General features: G+C 70.5%; 16 protein-coding genes and 2 pseudogenes. 8 read left to right on the top strand and 10 right to left on the bottom strand.

The window, feature by feature from the left end; all coding sequences use genetic code 11:
- Nucleotides 1-17 precede the first annotated feature (17 nt).
- Nucleotides 18-1,364, top strand: coding sequence for an NAD(P)/FAD-dependent oxidoreductase (locus BMW99_RS14040; RefSeq protein ID WP_069463687.1), 1,347 nt, complete (start codon nucleotides 18-20; stop codon nucleotides 1,362-1,364).
- Between the two features lie 59 nt (nucleotides 1,365-1,423).
- Here BMW99_RS14040 and BMW99_RS14035 read toward each other — a convergent pair whose 3' ends face one another.
- On the bottom strand, nucleotides 1,424-1,927 hold the full coding sequence (locus BMW99_RS14035; RefSeq protein ID WP_069463688.1) for a hypothetical protein: 504 nt from the start codon (nucleotides 1,925-1,927) through the stop codon (nucleotides 1,424-1,426).
- A gap of 19 nt (nucleotides 1,928-1,946) precedes the next feature.
- On the bottom strand, nucleotides 1,947-2,834 hold the full coding sequence (locus BMW99_RS14030) for an RNA polymerase sigma-70 factor (RefSeq protein ID WP_069463689.1): 888 nt from the start codon (nucleotides 2,832-2,834) through the stop codon (nucleotides 1,947-1,949).
- A 262-nt stretch (nucleotides 2,835-3,096) separates the two neighbouring features.
- On the opposite strand from BMW99_RS14030, the pseudogene BMW99_RS14025 reads away from it, so the two are divergent.
- Nucleotides 3,097-3,324: pseudogene (locus BMW99_RS14025) on the top strand (fused response regulator/phosphatase); the annotation flags it as partial.
- A 49-nt stretch (nucleotides 3,325-3,373) separates the two neighbouring features.
- On the opposite strand, the gene BMW99_RS14020 reads toward BMW99_RS14025, so the two are convergent.
- Both BMW99_RS14020 and BMW99_RS14015 read right to left on the bottom strand, forming a co-directional pair.
- Nucleotides 3,374-3,901 (bottom strand): hypothetical protein, encoded by a 528-nt coding sequence (locus BMW99_RS14020; RefSeq protein ID WP_069463691.1) that lies wholly within the window; start codon nucleotides 3,899-3,901, stop codon nucleotides 3,374-3,376.
- Nucleotides 3,902-4,067: 166 nt separating this feature from the next.
- Complete coding sequence (locus tag BMW99_RS14015; protein ID WP_069463692.1) at nucleotides 4,068-4,274, bottom strand: hypothetical protein; 207 nt, start codon at nucleotides 4,272-4,274, stop codon at nucleotides 4,068-4,070.
- Nucleotides 4,275-4,646: 372 nt separating this feature from the next.
- On the opposite strand from BMW99_RS14015, the gene BMW99_RS14010 reads away from it, so the two are divergent.
- The 5 genes and pseudogenes from BMW99_RS14010 (at nucleotide 4,647) to BMW99_RS13990 (ending at nucleotide 10,307) form a co-directional block, all read left to right on the top strand.
- Nucleotides 4,647-5,519, top strand: a complete 873-nt coding sequence (locus tag BMW99_RS14010; RefSeq protein WP_075016889.1) for a sigma-70 family RNA polymerase sigma factor family protein — start codon at nucleotides 4,647-4,649, stop codon at nucleotides 5,517-5,519.
- A gap of 328 nt (nucleotides 5,520-5,847) precedes the next feature.
- A pseudogene (locus tag BMW99_RS14005) lies at nucleotides 5,848-6,465 on the top strand (sigma-70 family RNA polymerase sigma factor); the annotation flags it as partial.
- A 136-nt stretch (nucleotides 6,466-6,601) separates the two neighbouring features.
- Nucleotides 6,602-6,841, top strand: a complete 240-nt coding sequence (locus BMW99_RS14000; RefSeq protein WP_069466119.1) for a WhiB family transcriptional regulator — start codon at nucleotides 6,602-6,604, stop codon at nucleotides 6,839-6,841.
- 53 nt (nucleotides 6,842-6,894) lie between these two features.
- A complete protein-coding gene (gene qcrB / locus BMW99_RS13995) occupies nucleotides 6,895-8,493 on the top strand; it encodes a cytochrome bc1 complex cytochrome b subunit (RefSeq protein WP_456049149.1) in 1,599 nt (532 codons plus the stop codon).
- Between the two features lie 80 nt (nucleotides 8,494-8,573).
- Nucleotides 8,574-10,307: an L-aspartate oxidase gene (locus BMW99_RS13990; protein ID WP_069466117.1), complete on the top strand. Its 1,734-nt coding sequence runs from the start codon at nucleotides 8,574-8,576 to the stop codon at nucleotides 10,305-10,307.
- A gap of 181 nt (nucleotides 10,308-10,488) precedes the next feature.
- Here the strand turns inward: BMW99_RS13990 and BMW99_RS13985 are convergent, their stop codons facing one another.
- From BMW99_RS13985 to BMW99_RS13965, 5 genes are all read right to left on the bottom strand, one after another.
- On the bottom strand, nucleotides 10,489-11,013 hold the full coding sequence (locus BMW99_RS13985; protein WP_075016888.1) for an Ohr family peroxiredoxin: 525 nt from the start codon (nucleotides 11,011-11,013) through the stop codon (nucleotides 10,489-10,491).
- A 316-nt stretch (nucleotides 11,014-11,329) separates the two neighbouring features.
- A complete protein-coding gene (locus BMW99_RS13980) occupies nucleotides 11,330-11,905 on the bottom strand; it encodes a transketolase-like TK C-terminal-containing protein (protein WP_069463962.1) in 576 nt (191 codons plus the stop codon).
- Nucleotides 11,906-12,067: 162 nt separating this feature from the next.
- Nucleotides 12,068-14,611: a SpoIIE family protein phosphatase gene (locus BMW99_RS13975; RefSeq protein WP_322899656.1), complete on the bottom strand. Its 2,544-nt coding sequence runs from the start codon at nucleotides 14,609-14,611 to the stop codon at nucleotides 12,068-12,070.
- A gap of 145 nt (nucleotides 14,612-14,756) precedes the next feature.
- Nucleotides 14,757-15,818: a helix-turn-helix domain-containing protein gene (locus BMW99_RS13970; RefSeq protein WP_141726169.1), complete on the bottom strand. Its 1,062-nt coding sequence runs from the start codon at nucleotides 15,816-15,818 to the stop codon at nucleotides 14,757-14,759.
- Between the two features lie 14 nt (nucleotides 15,819-15,832).
- Nucleotides 15,833-16,795, bottom strand: a complete 963-nt coding sequence (locus BMW99_RS13965; protein ID WP_069463961.1) for a helix-turn-helix domain-containing protein — start codon at nucleotides 16,793-16,795, stop codon at nucleotides 15,833-15,835.
- Nucleotides 16,796-17,175: 380 nt separating this feature from the next.
- On the opposite strand from BMW99_RS13965, the gene BMW99_RS13960 reads away from it, so the two are divergent.
- Nucleotides 17,176-17,829, top strand: a complete 654-nt coding sequence (locus tag BMW99_RS13960; RefSeq protein ID WP_069463960.1) for a hypothetical protein — start codon at nucleotides 17,176-17,178, stop codon at nucleotides 17,827-17,829.
- Nucleotides 17,830-17,848: 19 nt separating this feature from the next.
- On the opposite strand, the gene BMW99_RS13955 is transcribed toward BMW99_RS13960, so the two are convergent.
- Entirely contained in the window at nucleotides 17,849-18,124 is a 276-nt protein-coding gene (locus BMW99_RS13955) for a WhiB family transcriptional regulator (protein WP_075016912.1), read from the bottom strand.
- Between the last annotated feature and the right edge of the window lie 62 nt (nucleotides 18,125-18,186).

The raw sequence follows: 18,186 nt of genomic DNA, 5'->3' as shown, positions 1-18,186 counted from the left end.
GAGGAACAGAGGACACCGTGCGTGAGATCCTGATCGTCGGTGGCGGCTATGCGGGCTTCTACACCGCATGGCGCCTGGAGAAGAAGCTGCGCCGCGGCGAAGCACGCGTCACCATCGTGGACCCGCGCCCCTACATGACCTACCAACCGTTTCTGCCGGAGGTCCTGGCCGGATCGATCGAGGCGCGCCATGCGGCCGTGTCGCTGCGGCGGCACCTGCACCGTACGCGTCTGATCGCGGGAAGCGTGACGGAGATCCGGCACAGCGCCCGGAAGGTCACCGTCCGCCAGGAGGGCCGTCCGGACCACGACCTCTCGTACGACGTCCTCGTGGTGACCGCCGGAGCCATCACGCGCACGTTCCCCATACCGGGTATCAGCGAGGAGGCGTTCGGCCTGAAACACGTCGAGGAGGCCGTCGCGATCCGTGACCGTCTCCTCACGTCCTTCGACCGGGCGGCCGGGCTCCCCCCCGGACCGGAACGCAGGAAACTCCTCACGGTCACGTTCGTCGGCGGTGGGTTCTCCGGTGTCGAGGGCTTCGGTGAACTGATGTCCCTGGCCCACGGTCTCCTGAAGCACTATCCCGAGATCACCTCGCGGGATGTGGAATTCCATCTGGTGGAGGCACGCGACCGCATCCTGCCCGAGGTGACCGACAAGCCCGGCCGGTGGGTGGTCAGGTCACTGGAGAAGCGGGGAGCGACGGTCCATCTCAACTCCCAGCTGGTTTCCGCGGAGGACGGCCACGTCGTGCTCTCGAGCGGAACGGAGTTCGCCTCCGGACTGCTCGTCTGGGCGGCCGGCAACGCGTCGAATCCCATCGTGCACAACCACACCGACCTCCCGGTCAACGAACGTGGCCTGGTGGTCGTCCGGCCCGACCTCCGCGTGGGCACGGACGCGGAGGTGGTGCCCGACGTGTGGGCGGCGGGCGACGACGCCGCCGTCCCCGACCTCGCGGCGGGACACCCCGGGGTCTACACGGTGCCGAACGCCCAGCACGCCGTCCGGCAGGGCAAGCGACTGGCGAAGAACATCGTGGCGAGCCTGCGGGGGCGGAAGCCGAAGAACTACGTGCACCACAGCCTGGGAGTGGTCGCCACCCTCGGTATGGGGCGCGGCATCTTCCAGTACCACGGCATCGTCATCAAGGGCCTGCCGGCCTGGCTCATGCACCGCGGCTACCACGTGCTCGCGATACCGACCTGGGAGCGGAAGATCCGGGTCCTCGCGGTCTGGCTGACCGCCGCGCTCTACGGCAGGGACGTCGTGTCGCTGGCCTCGGTGCAGCACCCCCGGGAGGCTTTCGTGTCGCGGGGCGACCCGCACGGCAGCGACGAGCCGGCCGGCGCGAGCCGGTAGCGCCCGCGCCCAGGACCGGTACCGTCCGCTCCCAGGAGACCGGTAGCGCCCGCCCGCTCCTAGGAGGGGTTGGCGCGGTAGAGGCCGCGGCCGGTGCGTCGAAGGCGTGCCGCACCGACGAGGCGGTCCAGCGTGCTGCGGACGGCGTTGATGCTCCCGCTGTCGGAGTCCCGCCCGAGTGCCGCGGCGACGTCCCGGGCGCGCAGGTCGGCCGTGCCCGCGCCCGCGAAGTACTCCATGATCTGTTCCGTGAGCCTGCCGTACGTCCGCCGCGCGTGGGCCTCGGCGCGGTCCGCCGCGGCGGCGGGCGCCCCGGCCGGCTGCCGCCCCGGCGCGGGCTCGGCAGCCGTGCCACGTGAAGGCGGTGACGGTGTCGCGGGCACCAGGTCACGCAGGGCGTCGAGGGTCTGCCGCACGGAGCCCAGGTGGGCCGCGACCGCGGCCAGCTCCCTCTCCAGCGCCTGCTTCTGGATCCCCAGGCGGACCAGCTCCTCCCGGAGGTTCTCGGCGGTGGCCTCGATGTCGTGTGCGGCGTGGGCCGCCGGGCTCGTGGGCTCGCTCATCCTCAGCCTCTTCGGACGCTCAGGACGTCGCGAGACGCGAGAGCTTGTCCGGGTTCATGATCCACATGGCACGCTCGATACCGCGTTCCGAGACCTCGACGGACAGCAGGACGACGGGCTTTCCGTGGGAGGACACGAGGGCGGCCGGCCGGCCGTTGGCCTCGATCCACCGGGTCTCCGTCCCGGGCCAGAAGCGCGGTGCGAAGGCGGCCAGGAACCCGGCGATGGACTCGCTGCCGAAGACCGGGGACTTCGCCGCGTTGCGCGCCCCGTTCCCGTCCGTGTAGCTGACGGCGTCCTCGGCGAGGACGTCCTCGAGAACCGGCATGTTGCCGGTCTTCGCGGCTTCGAGGAACACCTCCAGCAGCCGTCGGTGGGCGGCGGGGGTGGCGGGCTCCCGGTGCTCGGCCGCGAGGTGCTTGCGGGCCCTGCTGACCAGCTGCCGCGCGTTCGCCTCGCTGGAGTCGAGGATGTCGGCGATCTGCTTGTACGGATAGTCGAATGCCTGGCGCAGAACGTAGGCGGCACGCTCCACGGGATTCAGCTTCTCCAGGAGGAAGAGAACGGCCATCTCCAGCGCCTCGGCCCGTTCGGCTCCCAGTTGGGGGTCCAGGCTGGTGTCGACGGGTTCCGGCAGCCAGGGGCCGATGTACGTCTCACGCCGCACGCGCGCGGACTGCGCCGTGTTGATCGCCAGACGCGTCGTCATGGTCGCCAGGAAGGCGGCCGGCTCGCGGATGTCGGCACGGTCGGTCTTCTGCCATCGGAGCCACGCGTCCTGGACGATGTCCTCGGCCTCCGCGACGCTGCCGAGGATCCGGTACGCGATCCCGAAGAGCTGTGAGCGCGCCGAGGAGAAATCCTCCGTCGCCTGCTCGAGCGAAGCAGTGTCATGGTCGGCATGCATGGTCGTTCCCTCCAACCCCACCATGCTACAGCCGCCTCATCAGGATGCGTGTGCCACCGTGCCAGTCTCGCGTGACGAGACAGTGTGAGGAACGCCTCGGGCGGTGGCTCCAGGATGCGGCGCCGCGACTGGTGCCGAGTCCGAGACGTGTCGAATTCCAGAGCCTCTGCGACTTCCCCACCAGCCGTCCCCGGCGGGAGCGTCCGTGATGCGAACCGCCGTACAGGAGCCGGCCGGCACTCCTCTGTTCGACGAGAGGTTCTCCCCGGAACGGGGCCTGCTGCCGGCTCCCGTGCTCGGGGGTGAGGCCTTCGGGGCCGCAGCGCACTACGAACCCGGCCGCGCCCACGCGCTGTTGAGCGGCGACTTCCACGACATGGTGCAGGGTGAGGACTCGACCGTGCACGCGATCATCGGTGACGTGTCCGGACACGGTGCGGACGAGGCGGCATCGGCGGTCCACCTGCGTCTTGCCTGGCGTACCGCCGTGGGCGACGACGTGGCCGTCCTGCACCTGGGCTGGAGCACCTCGGTGTGACCTACGAGTTGTTCGCGTGGTAGAGGCCGCGGCCGGTTCGCTGAAGGCGCGACGCGCCGACCAGGCGGTCCAGCGTGCTCCGCACCGCGTTGATGCTGCCGTTCCCGGTGTCGCGTCCCAGCGCCGCGGCGACATCGCGGGCGCGTACGTCGGCGTCGCCGATGCCGACGAAGTACTCGAGGATCTGGTCGGTGATGCTGCCGTACTGGCCGTGCCCGTCGTCCGCGACGGGCGCCGACGGGGGAGGTGGCGTAGTCGCCTCACGGCGAGGTCGGGGCGGCGCGGTCCCCGTGGTGTCGACGTGTTCCCCATGCCCCGCAGGGGCCGTTTCGTGTGACGCCGCCGGCCGGTTCTCCGCCATGAGCACCTGGAGGGCGCCGAGGGCCTGCCGGACCGAACCCAGGTGGGCCACGACCGCGGCCAGTTCCCTCTCCAGCGCCTGCTTCTGGACCTCCAGGCGGCCCAGTTCGTCCCGGAGACTCTCCGCAGTGGTCTCGATGCTGTGCGCCGAGTGCGTTGCCGGGATCATGTGCCCTCTCCTCCTGGGACCTTGCCGCTGCCGCGCTGGCTCAGCGGATGCGATGCGTTGCACGCTCAAAGTGGCACAACAGCACATCATAGGCAGGATCCACGGGGAAGCCGGCGACCGTGCCCGACATCCTCCAGGGCTGACGCCGGTCGTCGGGCCGAGAGGGTCAGGGAACGTCGCCCTCCGAGTGCCCTGACTCGGCCCCGTCGTGGTGCAGTCGGCGGAGCGCCTCGGACACGGCCGTGATGCGTGCGTCGACCGAGGCGAGGTCGGCCTGCAGCGTGCGCCAGCGTGCCGCGAGCACGCCGGCCTCGGCTGCCAGTGATGCGTATGCCGCCAGCGCGTTGACGCGCTTGTCGAACGGGCTGCACATTCCCTGTCCTCCTCTGGGGGGAAAAGTCCTGGGCCTGTCACATCTGCTCTGACCGGATGCGCACGGGAGCTGTGACAGGTCGGCGCCGAGGGCGTCGAGGGCGCCGAGGGTGTCGCAGGGAGAGGCCCGCGGCCTCGGCACCGCGGTTCGCGGACCTTCTGCCACCACAGCGTCGGCGGACCCGCTGTCACAACATCCTCGACTGCCCGGTCAAGGTCTCGACCCGACGGACAAGGAGGGCCCGCGGCCGAAGCCGCCGACGGCGCGCTTCCCTCGTGCCGGCGGGGCCGACAGCAGGAGGTGTGCCGCGGATGTCCACGCGTCACACGTGGCTTCGGCAGACGAGCCCGAAGACGTGAGGGAGGACGGCTGATGAACCCCACTGACACGCCGGCCCTGGAAGAACTGCTCGACGAGCGGCGGCACCTGCTGGAGGTCGCCCGCTGGATGCTGGGCAGCAGCCGCGAGTCGGAGAGCGTCCTCGACGAGACCTACCGCGAGTGGTACGACCTGTCCGACGTGGCCCGCCGCGACATCGGCGCGCCCCGCTCGTGGTTGGCGCGGGTCGCGGGCCGGATCTGTCTGGGGAGGCTGGCGGGGGGCGGCCGGAGCGGGGCCACCGTCCCGGCGGCGGAGGACGCGGGTACGTCGCAGGCAGGTTGCGGCACGGTCGAGCAGCAGGTCAGCCAGGTGATGCAGACCACCCTGGACTCGCTGTCCCCCGCGGAGCGGGCGGTGTTCCTGCCCGACGCGGTGTCCCGGAAGCCGTCGGTCCCGGGGGCCGAGCCGGTCGCGCGCAGCCGTCCCGAATGGGGCGAGCTCGGGGACCGCGTCCGCCGGCGCATGCTGGCGCAGCGGCGACGTCCCAGCGCGTCGGAGCACGATGCGATCGTCCGCGCCGTCCGGCTCGCCTGCCTCACGCAGGACGCCGAACTGCTCGCGTCCGTTCTGGCACGCGACTCCACGGCGTTCTTCGACGGCGGGGGCAAGGTCCGTGCCCTGGTGAGACCGGTGCACGGAGGCGAACCGGTCGCCCGCAGCCTGGTGGCCCTGATGGGCCCCCGCGGACGCACCACTCTCGTCGCTCAGTCCGTCAACGGCCGGACCGGGCTGGTGGCACGCTACGACCGCACGGTCGCCGCGGTCATCAGCTTCGACGTCCTCGCCGGCCGCGTGACCAGGATCTGGGTCACGCTCAACCCCGACAAGCTGCGCACCTGGAACAGGCCCCCCAGCGGCCACTGAGCTGGTGGAAGCGCCCGGGACCCGCGTGTACGGGCGTCCCCAGGGGCGAAGAGCCCGCCCTGGGCACCGTGGCCGACAACGTTGCTCCATGAGTGTCACACAGTGGGCCGTGCCTCGGTCATTACAACGGATGTGACCGGAAAACGCTGTGACCGAGTGATCGCGCCTTCCGAAAGAACCATGCCATGCGGCGCGCAGCCGGGGTCCGACACCACCTCGGCCGATCGCGCGCGGCTTCTGAGCCGGTTCCCGGACCTGGACGCACCACGTGGGGGTCACGTGGTGCACGACCGGCCGGTGCCACCAGAGGAACGGAGACAGCAGGACCATGTACCCAGAGCCGGACCCCGAGCCCAGCAGCATCGATGAGGCAGTCGCCGTGTTCGTGCAGCTGCGGCCGTGCCTCTTCGGCATTGCGTACCGCGTGCTCGGGAGTGCCGTGGAAGCGGAGGACGTGGTCCAGGAGGTCTGGCTGCGCTGGCAGAAGACCGACCGCTCCGCTGTGATCAGCCCCGCCGCCTTCCTCTCCAGCGCCACGACCCGCTTGGCCATCAACGTCGCCCAGTCCGCACGCGTGCGACGGGAGACCTACGTCGGTCCGTGGCTGCCCGAGCCGGTGGACACCAGTGCCGACCCGCAGTTGGGGGCGGAGCAGGCACAGGACGTGGAACTGGCCCTCCTGCTGCTGCTGGAGCGGCTCAACCCGACGGAGCGCGCCGCCTACGTCCTTCGCGAGGCCTTCGACTACCCCTACCCCCAGATCGCCGAAATCCTCGAACTCAGCCTGGTCAACGTGAGACAGATCGTCAGCCGTGCGCGGAAGCACCTGTCGGACGAGAGACGGGAAACCGTCGACGCGACCGAACACCGGCGGCTGCTGGACGCGTTCACCTGCGCGGCCAGGACCGGGGACGTGTCGGCGCTCGAAACCCTGCTCGCCCCGGACCACGACTGCCCGTACGGGCCGGACGGACCAGGCCTTCCGCTCCTGTGCCCGGAACCGGCCGTGAACGTGCGGTGAGCCTGGTGCCGCTCGGCACCGCGCCCGCCAGCACCTGAACGTGAAGCAAGGAGATCCCACCATGAACTGGCGTCTGAGGGCGGCGTGCCGGGACCAGGACCCGGATGTCTTCTTCCCGATCGGATCCAGCGGCATGTCCCTCGTGCAGATCGCCGAGGCGAAGGCCCTGTGCGGGCGCTGCCCCGTGGCCCAGGAGTGCCTGGCCTGGGCAGTCGGTGCCGGGCGCGTGGAGGGGGTCTGGGGCGGGACGACGGAGAACGAGCGCCGGGCCCTGCGGATACGTGAGGACCTCGGGTCGTAGTTCGGCACCAGCCGTGGCGCCGACGATGAATATGGATGGTCGAGACAATGAGCATCGGACGCCGGACAGCCAATTCGCGACGCCCCTCCGGAGGCGAGTGGGCGGCCCGTTGGGCCGAGGACCGGCTCGGTACGCGGGGCGTCGCCAGAAAAGCGATGCGAAAGGCGTTTCCGAGCCACTGGTCCTTCGTTCTCGGAGAGATCAGCCTCTACAGCTTCGTCGTCCTCGTCATCACCGGCACCTATCTCGCACTGTACTTCCACCCGTCGACGAGCCAGGTGGAATACCACGGCAGCTACCGGCCGTTGCAGGGGCAGCACGTTTCGGAAGCCTTCAACTCGACGATGCACATATCGTTCGAGGTGCGCGGCGGCCTGCTCGTGCGGCAGGCCCATCACTGGGCCGCCCTCGTATTCATCGCCAGCATCCTCGCCCACCTGATGCGGGTCTTCTTCACCGGCGCTTTCCGCAAACCGCGTGAACTCAACTGGCTGCTGGGATTCGCGCTGCTGGTCCTGGGAATGTTCGCCGGCCTCACCGGCTACGACCTGCCGGACGACCTGCTGTCCGGCACCGGCCTGATGATCGTCCACGGGACGCTCCTCTCCGTCCCCGTCGTCGGCACGTACCTGTCGATGCTGCTGTTCGGGGGAGAGTTTCCCGGCGGAGACGTCATCGCGCGGTTCGACATCATCCATGTTCTGCTGATCCCCGCGCTCATGGTGGGCATCATCGCCGTCCACCTCGTGCTGGCCGTGCGCCACAAGCCCGCGCAGTACCCGGGACCCGGCCGGGAGAACGGGAACGTCGTCGGGCTGCCGTTCAGGACGTACGCCGTGAAGGCGGTCGGCCTGTTCTTCCTCACCTCCGGTGTGATCTTCCTCGTCGCGTCGATCGCCCAGATCAACCCGGTCTGGCTGTACGGCCCCTACCGCGCCGACCAGGTGTCCGCGGGATCGCAGCCCGACTGGTACATGGGTGTGGCCGACGGACTGCTCCGCGTGATGCCGGGCTGGGAGCTCACCGCGTGGGGCCACACCCTGGCCCTCGACAATCTGGTCCCCCTGGGAGCCGGAGTCGTCTTCTTCGCGTTCCTGGGCGCCTATCCCTTCATCGAGTCGTGGGTGACCGATGACGACACCGAGCACCACCTCCTCGACCGGCCGCGCAACAGGCCGGTGCGGGTGGGCATCGGTGCGGCCTGGATCAGCGTGTATCTGGTGGCGCTGGCCGGCGCCGGGAACGATCTCCTCGCCACTCATCTCCACCTCTCGGTGAACGCCGTCACGTGGGCCGTGCGGGTCGGCCTGTTCGCCGTGCCCGCGGTGGCCTACACCGTGGCCAAGCGATGCGCCCTCGGTCTGCAGCGTCAGGACCGTGAAAAGGTGCTGCACGGTCGTGAGACGGGTGTCCTCAGGCGTCTCCCGCACGGCGAGTTCATCGACGTGCACGAGACCCTCTCCCAGAAGCAACTGCACCTTCTGACATCCCACGAGCAGTATCGGCCGATCGATGTCGACCCGACGCACAGGACGAGCGGGGTGCTGCGACTACGGGCCCGGATCAGCCGCGTTTTCCACGGTGACAGCGCCCAGGTCCCGAAAGTCACCCCCCGTGAATACCGGGAGATCTCCGAGGGGCATGGGAAATGACGCCCGCCACGCGCGGATCCGTGTCACAGATTCCGGGTGCCACCGGTCGTAGTCGTGAGTGACCATACGATCGGAGTGGAATGGTGACAATCACCGAACGGCAACTTTCCACCACGGTGCTGGTGATCGGCACCGGTGGTGCGGGGCTGCGCGCTGCCATCGAACTGGCCGAGAGCGGTGTCGACGTCCTGGCGGTCGGCAAGCGGCCCAAGGAGGACGCGCACACGGCGCTGGCAGCCGGCGGTATCAACGCCGCTCTGGCCACGATGGACCCCGAGGACAGCTGGCAGCAGCACGCGGCGGACACGCTCAAGGAGAGCTATCTGCTCGCCGATCCGCGGACGGTGGAGATCGTCACCCAGGGGGCGGCGCGGGGCATCGACGACCTCGAACGGTTCGGCATGGCGTTCGCCAGGGAGGCGGACGGCCGGATCTCCCAGCGCTTCTTCGGTGCGCACACCTTCCGCCGTACCGCCTTCGCCGGCGACTACACCGGCCTGGAGATCCAGCGCACGCTGATCCGGCGGGCGGACCAGCTCAGCATCCCCGTTCTCGACGGTGTGTACATCACCCGGCTTCTGACGGACGACGGCGCGGTCTTCGGGGCCTACGGCTTCGACCTCACCCACGGGACGCGCTACCTGATCCACGCCGACGCCGTCATCCTGGCCGCGGGCGGCCACACCCGGATCTGGCGGCGGACCTCCTCCCGCCGCGACGAGAACACCGGTGACTCCTTCCGGCTCGCCGTGGAGGCAGGCGCCCGCCTGCGCGACCCCGAACTCGTCCAGTTCCACCCCTCGGGCATCCTCGAACCGGAGAACGCGGCCGGCACCCTGGTCAGCGAAGCCGCACGAGGCGAAGGGGGCGTCCTGCGCAACGCGCTCGGCGAGCGCTTCATGACGCGCTACGACCCGGAGCGCATGGAGCTGTCCACGCGTGACCGCGTGGCGCTGGCCGCCTACACGGAGATCAAGGAAGGCCGGGGAACCCCGCACGGCGGGGTCTGGCTGGACGTGTCCCACCTGTCCCGGCAGACGATCATGGAGCGGCTTCCGCGGGTCTACCAGACGCTGCTGGACCTCCAGATGCTGGACATCACCCGCGATCCCATCGAGATCGCGCCCACCGCGCACTACTCGATGGGCGGAGTGTGGGTCCGGCCCGAGGACCACAGCACGGACGTGCGCGGCCTCTACGCCATCGGAGAGGCGTCGAGCGGGCTGCACGGGGCCAATCGCCTCGGCGGCAACAGCCTCATCGAGTTGCTGGTCTTCGGGCGCCTCACCGGCCAGGCGGCAGCGGCCTACTCCAGGGGCCTGGCGGCGCAGACGCGGTCGGCGACCGCCGTCGCGGACGCCCGGGCCGAGATCGACGATCTGCTCGCCTCGGACGGGCCGGAGAACGTGCGCGCCCTGCAACGGGCCATCCGCGACACCATGACCGAGCACGCGGGTGTCGTCCGCGACGAGAAGGGGCTGCTGGCGGGCCTCGCGGAGCTCGCCGCGATCGAGGAGCGGATGCGGGAGGTCGGCGTCCACCCCGACATCGCCGGTTTCCAGGACCTCGCGCACGCGTTCGATCTCAAGTCCGCCGCGCTGGCGGCCCGCGCCACGCTCGAGGCGGCCCTGGAGCGCAGGGAGACCCGCGGCTGCCACAACCGCAGCGACCACCCCGAACTCGACCCCGCCCTGCGGGTCAACATGGTGTGGTCCCCGACGACGGGCATCACCCGCGAGAGCATTCCGGCCGTCCCGGACGAGATCGCCCCGCTGATGCGCGAGGTCTCGACCGTGGGCAAGCTCGCGGAGTGACCCTCCGGCCGCGGGCCGGGGCCCCTCGCCGTTCGTCCCGCCGTCCCGCTGTCCGGACGGCGGGACGGCGGGACGACCCCACCGAGCACACGCCCCGCACGTGAGGAGTGTGAGCCGGCCCCAGGGGGCGCCGCAGACGCCGCGTCCGGCGCCCCTCCCCGTTCCCCGGCGCCCCTCCCCGTCACCCGGCGTCCGTGGACGGCACCCGCCGCGAGGCGAGCGCGACGGTGACGGGAGTTCCCCGTACCGCCATCCTCGCGTAGGGGCACAGGGAGAAGGCCTTCTCCAGAAGGGGATCGGCGACTCCCTGATCGACGCCGGGCCATATGACCTCCAGGGCGACGCGCAGCTGGTACCCACCGTCCCCAGGATCCCGGCCGAACACCACGGTCGCGTCCACGGTGATGGCGCCGGGATCGAGGGCAGAGCGCCGCGCCAGGAGGCTCAGCGCTCCGTGGAAGCAGGCAGCGAAGCCGGCGGCGAACAGCTGCTCCGGATTCGTCCCCGCGCCTCCTCCTCCCAGTTCGGCGGGCATTTCGAGGCTGATGTCCAGGACGCCGTCGGCCGAGCGGGCGCGCCCCGACGCGCGACCGTGCGCCACTGCCCCGCCCTCGACGGTCACCGTGGTCGTGTAGATCGGAGAGAACGACGGTCCGTCGAAGTCCTTCTCGACGGACAGATCGGGCAACTGGTCCTGCTTGGCCACGGCGTGACTCCTCTCGTGCTGGGGCGTCGTCACCAGCGGGCGGCTGGTCTGACACAGAGATCGGGCAGGCGGGCCGGGTGGCCCGGGAAGATCCGTACCGAGCCGTGCGGCCCGCACCCTTCGGAGGAAGGGGCTTCACAAGGAAGTCCGACTACCGCGGTGGTGACGCCTGACATGCTGTGGTCCTTTGCCTCGGACTCCTGGCCGGCCGGTAATGAAAGGACCGGGAAGCCGGCCCATGTGTGACACGCGGAACGTGCGCTCCCGCGCGGGGTCGTGAGTCACCGGGCGGAAGCCGAGACGGCCGGCCGGCGTCTCAGGCCCGCCAGCCGTACCGGACACGGGAGTTGACGACGGTCTCGGGGTCGACCGCGCCGAGCCGCCTCAGCCGGTGCAGAGCCGTCACCACGATCGTCCCGACGTCCACACGGACCTCACCGGGGAGGCCCTCGCAGGTGCCCGGCCATGCAGTGCCGTCCGACCCCAGCGTGGCGTAGTCCTGCTCGACCCATGGCCCGAGGCGATCGAGTACCTGCCGCTTCCCTTCGCTGACCGCCAGGACGGGGCCCTGCGTGCCGGAAAGCCTTGCCGTGACACACGGGATGCGGTCCTCACCGCGTCGCCGCGCCCGGTCCGCGTCCAGAGCGTCCCGGTGCAGATCCGTCCACGAGGCGACGGACCAGACGTCGGCATGGACCCCCCAGTCCGATCCGAGAACCCTCTGGGCGCCCAGCACGTCGTGGACGGCCGCGCCTGAGGCCAGCAGCTGGATCCGCGGGCCGTGCAGTGGCGATTCCGCCGTGCGAAGGCGGTACATACCGCCGAGAACCACCGCCGTCCGGCCCACGAAAGCAGGGGCGGACGAGGTCACCGGCGGAGAAGGGTCGCTCATGACGGACTCCCTGTCAGGGCATGGGGATCGGGACACGTGCCCGCGTCGCACGAGGCGCTTGGCCGGGAAACCGTGTCATTTCCTACGACAGGGTCGGTGCCGCTGTTGTGACAGTGCGGCCCACTGATTCCGCGAAAGGAGATCGGGCCAGGAGCCCGTGCGTCACCGGTTTCCTCGGTGCCCGGGCGCACCTGCCGGGGAGGGCGTGTGAGCCAGTTCCTCCTCGGCCCACACGACCTTGCCGCCCGCGACGGTCCGGGAGCCCCATCGACGAGCCAACTGGGCCACCAGGAACAGCCCGCGGCCGTGCTCGTCGACGGTGAGCGCGTGCTGCTGGCGTGGCGGGCACGTGTCCGTGTCGAACACCTCGCAGGTCAGGACCTGGTGCTGGATCAGGCGCAGGCCGATCGGGTCCCTGCTGTGGCGGACGGCGTTGGTGACCAGTTCACTGACGATCAGCCGGGTGGACTCCGCGAGGTCCTCGACGCCCCAGTCGGCCAACTGCGAGGCGGTCACCTCGCGGGCGTCGCGGGCGGCGGTCTCGGAGTTCGGCAACGTCCAGGAGGCGACCCGAGCCGGGTCGAGAGAACGGGTCCGGACCAGGAGCAGGGTGGCGTCGTCGCAGGGTGCCCGCTCCGCGGAGAACTCGATCGCGCGGGTGCAGAGGTCCTCGAGGTCGCGGTCCGGTTCGGCGAGAGCACTGCCCAGGCGGTCCATGCCCGTGGAGATGTCGGCGTCGCGGGTCTCCACCAGGCCGTCGGTGTAGAGGGCCAGCAGGCTGCCCTCGGGCAGTTCCAGTTCCACCGACTCGAACGGCACGCCCAGACCGAGGCCGAGCGGGGCTCCGGAAGGGATGTCGGGGAAGACCACATGGCCTTGCGGGTTGATCACCGCCGGCGGCGGGTGGCCGGCCCGCGCCATCGTGCACCGGCGGGTGACGGGGTCGTAGACGGCGTACAGGCAGGTCGCACCCACCACCGCGGGGGTCTCGGCCGTGTCGTCGGCCTCCTCCTCGGCCAGCCGCTGAACGGTGTCGTCGAGGTGGGTGAGCAGGTCGTCGGGTGCCAACTCCGTGTCGGCGAGCGTGTGCACGGCTGTGCGGAGCCTGCCCATCGTCGCGGCGGCGGTGATGCCGTGTCCGACCACGTCGCCGACGACCATGGCCACTCGGGCGCCGGACAGCGAGATCACGTCGAACCAGTCGCCCCCGACGCCGCTGTCCATGTCGGCGGGCAGGTACCGCGATGCCGTCTCGACCGCCGCGCCGCCCCCCAGACGATGGGGGAGGAGGGCGCGTTGGAGCGTCAGCGCGGCGCTGCGTTCCCGGGTGTACCGACGGGCGTTGGCCAGCGAGAGCGCCGCCCGGTCGGCGAGCTCCTCCGCGAGAAGCAGATCGAGTTCCTGGAAGGGCAGGGAGTTCTCGGTGCGGACGAACACGGCCACACCCAGCACGGTGCGCCGGGCCCGGATGGGCACCACCATGAGCGAGTGGATGCCGTTCTCCCGGATCTTCCGCGCCCGCGTCCCGTCGTGATCGATCCACGTGCCGGGCGCGGTGTCCAGAATGGGTTCCAGGTGTGACCTTCCGGTCCGCAGAACCTCCGTGAACGGGGAGAGGGACTGCACGGCGATCGAATCGCCTCGCGCCCACGGGGATTCCGGGACCTCCCGATGGATGGAAGCCAGACCTGCACGGCGGAAGACCGGTGGGTGCCCGCGGTCCGAACCGATGCGTGCGGGCGGCTCCTGACCGCACGGAACCGACTGCTCCAGGTCGACCGCGGCGTAGTCGGCGAGCAGCGGTACGGCGAGGTCGGCCAGCTCCTGGCTGGTCTGCATCACGTCCAGCGTGCTGCCGAGGCGCGCGCCGGCCTCGCTGAGGACCGCGAGCCGCTCCTGCGCCCGCCGGCTCTCGGTCAGATCGGCGTTGATCGTGCACATCCCCAGCGGCCGCCCGTCGGCGCCTTGCAGGCAGAAGAACGAAGCAGCGAAGGTGTGGTCCCGGCGAGGGCTCGTGGCCGGCCACATCCGGTACTGATGGACCTTGGTCGTGCCGCTCAGCAGGACCTGCCGCATGACCGCTTCGAGAGCCTCGGATTTCGAACCCGGAAGCGCCTCGGTGAATCGACACCCGAGCCGGGTGTCACGGGAGACGCCGTCGTGGCCCGCCATCGTCTCGTTCACCCAGGCGCAGCGCAGGTCCGTGTCCCGCACGACCACCCCGATCGGGGCGCGGGTCAGCAGCGACTCCCGAATCGAGCCGAGCGCCGCTTCGGACGGGTGGCCGCTGACGTCGTTCACGGACACCAGCCATCGCACCGCTCCGTCCTGTCCCGACACCATCGACACCCGCAGGTTGACGTTCAGGGTGAGCCCGTCGCGACGACGCACCTGCGTGAGGCCGGACCAGCCGCTCTGGGGGTGGCACTGTTCCACGAACGCCGCCACCGTGGGCACGTCCTCGGTGAGGGGCAGGACCACGCCCGCGGACCGCCCCACCACATCCCCGGCCGCGTATCCCACGAGCCGCTCAGCGGCGTCCGTCCACGCGACGACGGTGCCCTGGTCGTCGACCAGGGCGATCGCCGACTCGAGCGGCCGGCGCGGGTTCGAGTGGTCGCTCAGCGGCATCGTGTCGTTGCTGATCATGGAACTCTCGTCCTCGGGGTGGGTGACGGGAAGGCGCCACAGGGGAAATGTGGGCATTTCCCTCATTGACAGACATGCGCCCGGTCCTGTGACACCTGGCCACGTCGTGTCCGGGCGGCCGGCGCGCCGGAAAGGGCATTGATCGGGTAGGGCGCGCCCCTGAGGGACGCCATGCCCCACCGCGATGCCGGCCGGGCCCGGCTCAGGGCCCGGGGCAGCGGGTCGCGAGGGCCTTGACGCCGGTGTCCCGCCACTCGGCGGGGGTGATCCCGTAGAGGGACCGGAACGCCCGGCTGAAGTGGGACGCGCTGGTGAATCCCCACTGGCGGGCCACTCCGGCGATGGAACGTTTCGTGGCGTGCAGCCCGGCCAGTTCACCCCGGCATTTCTGGAGCCGGCACCGCTGAATCCACTGACCGGGAGTGTCGCCGTCGGCCTGGAACAGTTTGTGCAGGTACCGCACGGAGATCGAGTTGGCGTGGGCCACCGTCTGCGGTGTGAGATCCGGGTCGTTGATGTGCCGTTCGATGAACTCCTTGATCGCCGGCAGGCGGTCGAGGTTCGCCGACGTCGGTTGTCTCAGGTTCCCCAACTCCTCGGCCAGCAGCAGACTCAGAAGGTCGATGGCGCTGCTGGCCAGCGGGACCGCCGTGGGCGCGGGGCAGTTCGCCGCCGCGTCGACGAGGTGGACGAGAAAGCCGGCAGCCATCGAGCTCACGGTCGTGTCGGGACGGATCGCCGTCGTGAGGATCCGTCGCAACTGCTCGTCGCGCAGACCGATGAGCCGGCGTGGCACGACGAGCAACTTGACGCAGAACGGGTCGGGAAACCCGAGCGACACGGGCCGGGACGTGTCGTACAGGACCAGGTCGCCGGGCTGGAGGGAAACGCTCCGGCCGTCCTGCTCGACCACGGCGGCCCCGCTGACCATCACCATGACGACCAGGAGGCCGTCGTCCCCGGTGGCAGGTGGCTGAGCCCGCCGCAGGCGCATCGCACCCCCTTCGATGGTGGCGACCTTCACGTGGCCCAGCCGGAAGGTCCGGACGGCTCCCGGGTACCGGCCGCAGGGGCCGGCGACCTCGACGGCCCCGAGCGTGTGGTGCAGGGCCCGGCGCCAGTGGCCCCGTTCCTGTCCGGAGGACAGCACCGCCATCGAGGCGACGTCGTCGGCCGGTTCGGCGGGCGCACGGTGCATGCCCTCTTTCACGTCTCGCACCGCGATCGCGTCCCTCGGCACCTGCACCGCACTCACCCCACTCACGCCTCCCACCTCCGTCACCCCAGACGTCCGCGCGCGGCCGCCTGGTACTCCCGCGGGGAGATTCCGTAGGCGTGTCTGAAGACACGACTGAAATGGGAGGAGTTGGCGAAGCCCCAGCTCTGGGCCACCATCGCCACGGTCGGGGCGTGGGACGTCGGCCGTGCGAGCTCCTTCCGGCAGCACTCCAGGCGCTGTTGCTGGATCCACCGCGCCGCGGTGACGCCTTCGGACTCGAAGAGCTTGTGCAGGTACCGGAGGGACATGTGGTGAGCGGAGGCGATCGCGGCAAGGGACAGGCCCGGATCCGCGAGGTGCCGCAGGATGTACTCCTTGACCCGAAGGAGCATCGCCTGGACCGCCGCGGGCTCCTGGGGAGTCATCCGCCCCTGTCTTTCCTGGATCAGGCAGGCCAGCAGGTCGCAGGTGACCGTGGCGAGCCTGTCGGCCTGTGCGGCGGGGACCGAACCCGCGCTCCTGTCAAGGCGCTTCAGGTGTCCGGCGAGGAGCGCGGAGAGTGCCTCGTCCTCGCCGAAGGACGTGGCCGTCACCGCCTGGAGTTCGAGGTCGGTCACGCCGAGCGCGGACCGGGGGAACTGGAACGACGTGAGGCTGAACGCCTGTCGCAGCGACTCGCTGAAAGGGCGCCGGGAATCCGAGAGCGAGAACTGCCCGGGGTGCACGACGGCGTTCCGGCCGTCCTGCGAACGCTCGGCGATCCCTCGGTGCAGGAGCGTGAGGGCCAGCGTCTCCTTGCCGCCCTTCGCGATCGTCCGGGGACTTCGGGTGACCGTCTGCGGCCCGGCCGTGACGGTGGTGACCCGCATGAAGCCCACCTGACGGCTGACGATCGTCCCCGCGGCCGACGCGTCCTCGTGGAGGACGACATCCAGCGGGACCAACGCGCGCGACACGGCATCCTGCCAGGAGTCCGCTCTCTCCGACGCGGACAGAGGAGCAGTGGACAGAACCACGGACACGGCAACTCCCTGATGAGGTCATGCGGACGTGCAGCCGACGCGGCCGTCCAGCGCGGGCGATCTCCGGCCGCCTGACCGGTCGACGATCAGAGCGGCCCGAGGGCTCACAGCGAGCAGTGCCAGCACATCGCAGCTTCACGCGCCGTACCAGGAAGAAGTGCAGGAAGAATTCTCGTGACGCCCTCTGACCTGGTGTTCCGGCACTCGGGCGCGCCGGCCCGGGCGCCGGCCCCGCCCGGCGTGGAACGTGCCGTCGTGCCCCGGGCCGGAGCGTCCCTCCCAGGCACCGGCATGGCGCTTTCGGGCAGATCCTGATGCCGGACCTTGACGGGGATCGGGGGCCCGCCAAGGATCGCCGTCGACGTGAGAGGAGGTCACCGATGGTCACGCCTGGATTTCCGCGGAACACGCTCGATCCGGACGGACTGCCGGTGTGGATACGCGGCCTGGCCTGCGAAGATCCACACCACAGCCTGCATTTCGCGCACAACGTCGAACCCGTCCAGGCCCTGCTGGCCCTTGGCGCCGAGGCCGGTTCGATCCGGCCGTGCGTGCTGCCCGACAGCAAGCCGAACCGGTACACCTCACTGCCGGGCGCGGCGTTCGGCGGCGGCACGGGAGACGCCGCCACGCTGCTGGCCGGACGCGTCGGTCCATGGACCTTCGTCTACGACGATCTGGGGTTCACCTTCGACGGCGCCGCGGAGATACTCTCCGGCGCGGGGCGGACGGCGGTCTCCACGATGTCCTCCATGAACGGCCATGCCAGCCTCCACTACGCCGTGGACGGCGAGCGGGTCGAGGAGGTCGTCATCGACGATCTCCGCCTGGAGGAACGGCTTCCGCGCATGCCCGCCGAGCTGGCTGCCGCGTTCGAGTCCGCCGGAATCGCGGACTGGGAGGACCTCGGCCCCGGCGAGGTCGACAGCCTGCTCGGCATGCGGGCCGCCTGCGCCCTGGCAGGCGTCGTTCTCACGCTGGACGACCTTCGCGCGATTCCCCTGCTCATGGCACGGAGGAACGCCGGCGGCTGAGTGGTCCGGCTCCCCGGGATCAGGGGTGGTCGGCGGCAGGGCCCGCGGAACGCCGCTCACTCTCCGTGGAGCCGCCCCAGACGCCGTACTCCTGCCGTGACGCACGGGCGAAGCGGCCGCAGGGACCGCTCACGGGGCACGCGCGGCAGATGGACCGTGCCGCCTCCTCCCGGCGTCGCCGGGCCCGGCCCCTTTCGCTGACGGGCGAGAAGAACACGGAGCTGTCCATCCCTCGGCATGCGGCGTGCTTCTGCCATGCCCAGACCCGGAGAAGTGGTTGGGTGAGAACCTTCATGCTCGTCTCCTCGGAGATCGGCGGAACGGGGACGCGCTGCCTCAGGGGCATGCGCGCGGGGC

Origin of the sequence: Actinacidiphila rubida (genome assembly GCF_900110255.1) — a bacterium.
GTDB classification, from domain to species: Bacteria; Actinomycetota; Actinomycetes; order Streptomycetales; family Streptomycetaceae; genus Actinacidiphila; species Actinacidiphila rubida.
Note: the sequence above shows the minus strand (reverse complement) of the source record. Positions and strands in the feature narration are given on the sequence as shown.

Bases quoted from the DNA above. Each gene is read 5' to 3' on its own strand.
- BMW99_RS14000 (WP_069466119.1), top strand. From the start codon at position 6,602: ATGAACTGGCGTCTGAGGGCGGCGTGCCGGGACCAGGACCCGGATGTC.
- BMW99_RS13960 (WP_069463960.1), top strand. From the start codon at position 17,176: ATGGTCACGCCTGGATTTCCGCGGAACACGCTCGATCCGGACGGACTG.
- BMW99_RS13975 (WP_322899656.1), bottom strand. From the start codon at position 14,611: ATGCCCACATTTCCCCTGTGGCGCCTTCCCGTCACCCACCCCGAGGAC.
- BMW99_RS14015 (WP_069463692.1), bottom strand. From the start codon at position 4,274: ATGTGCAGCCCGTTCGACAAGCGCGTCAACGCGCTGGCGGCATACGCA.
- BMW99_RS14010 (WP_075016889.1), top strand. From the start codon at position 4,647: ATGAACCCCACTGACACGCCGGCCCTGGAAGAACTGCTCGACGAGCGG.
- BMW99_RS13990 (WP_069466117.1), top strand. From the start codon at position 8,574: ATGGTGACAATCACCGAACGGCAACTTTCCACCACGGTGCTGGTGATC.
- BMW99_RS14035 (WP_069463688.1), bottom strand. From the start codon at position 1,927: ATGAGCGAGCCCACGAGCCCGGCGGCCCACGCCGCACACGACATCGAG.
- BMW99_RS14030 (WP_069463689.1), bottom strand. From the start codon at position 2,834: ATGCATGCCGACCATGACACTGCTTCGCTCGAGCAGGCGACGGAGGAT.
- BMW99_RS13980 (WP_069463962.1), bottom strand. From the start codon at position 11,905: ATGAGCGACCCTTCTCCGCCGGTGACCTCGTCCGCCCCTGCTTTCGTG.
- BMW99_RS13955 (WP_075016912.1), bottom strand. From the start codon at position 18,124: ATGAAGGTTCTCACCCAACCACTTCTCCGGGTCTGGGCATGGCAGAAG.
- BMW99_RS14020 (WP_069463691.1), bottom strand. From the start codon at position 3,901: ATGATCCCGGCAACGCACTCGGCGCACAGCATCGAGACCACTGCGGAG.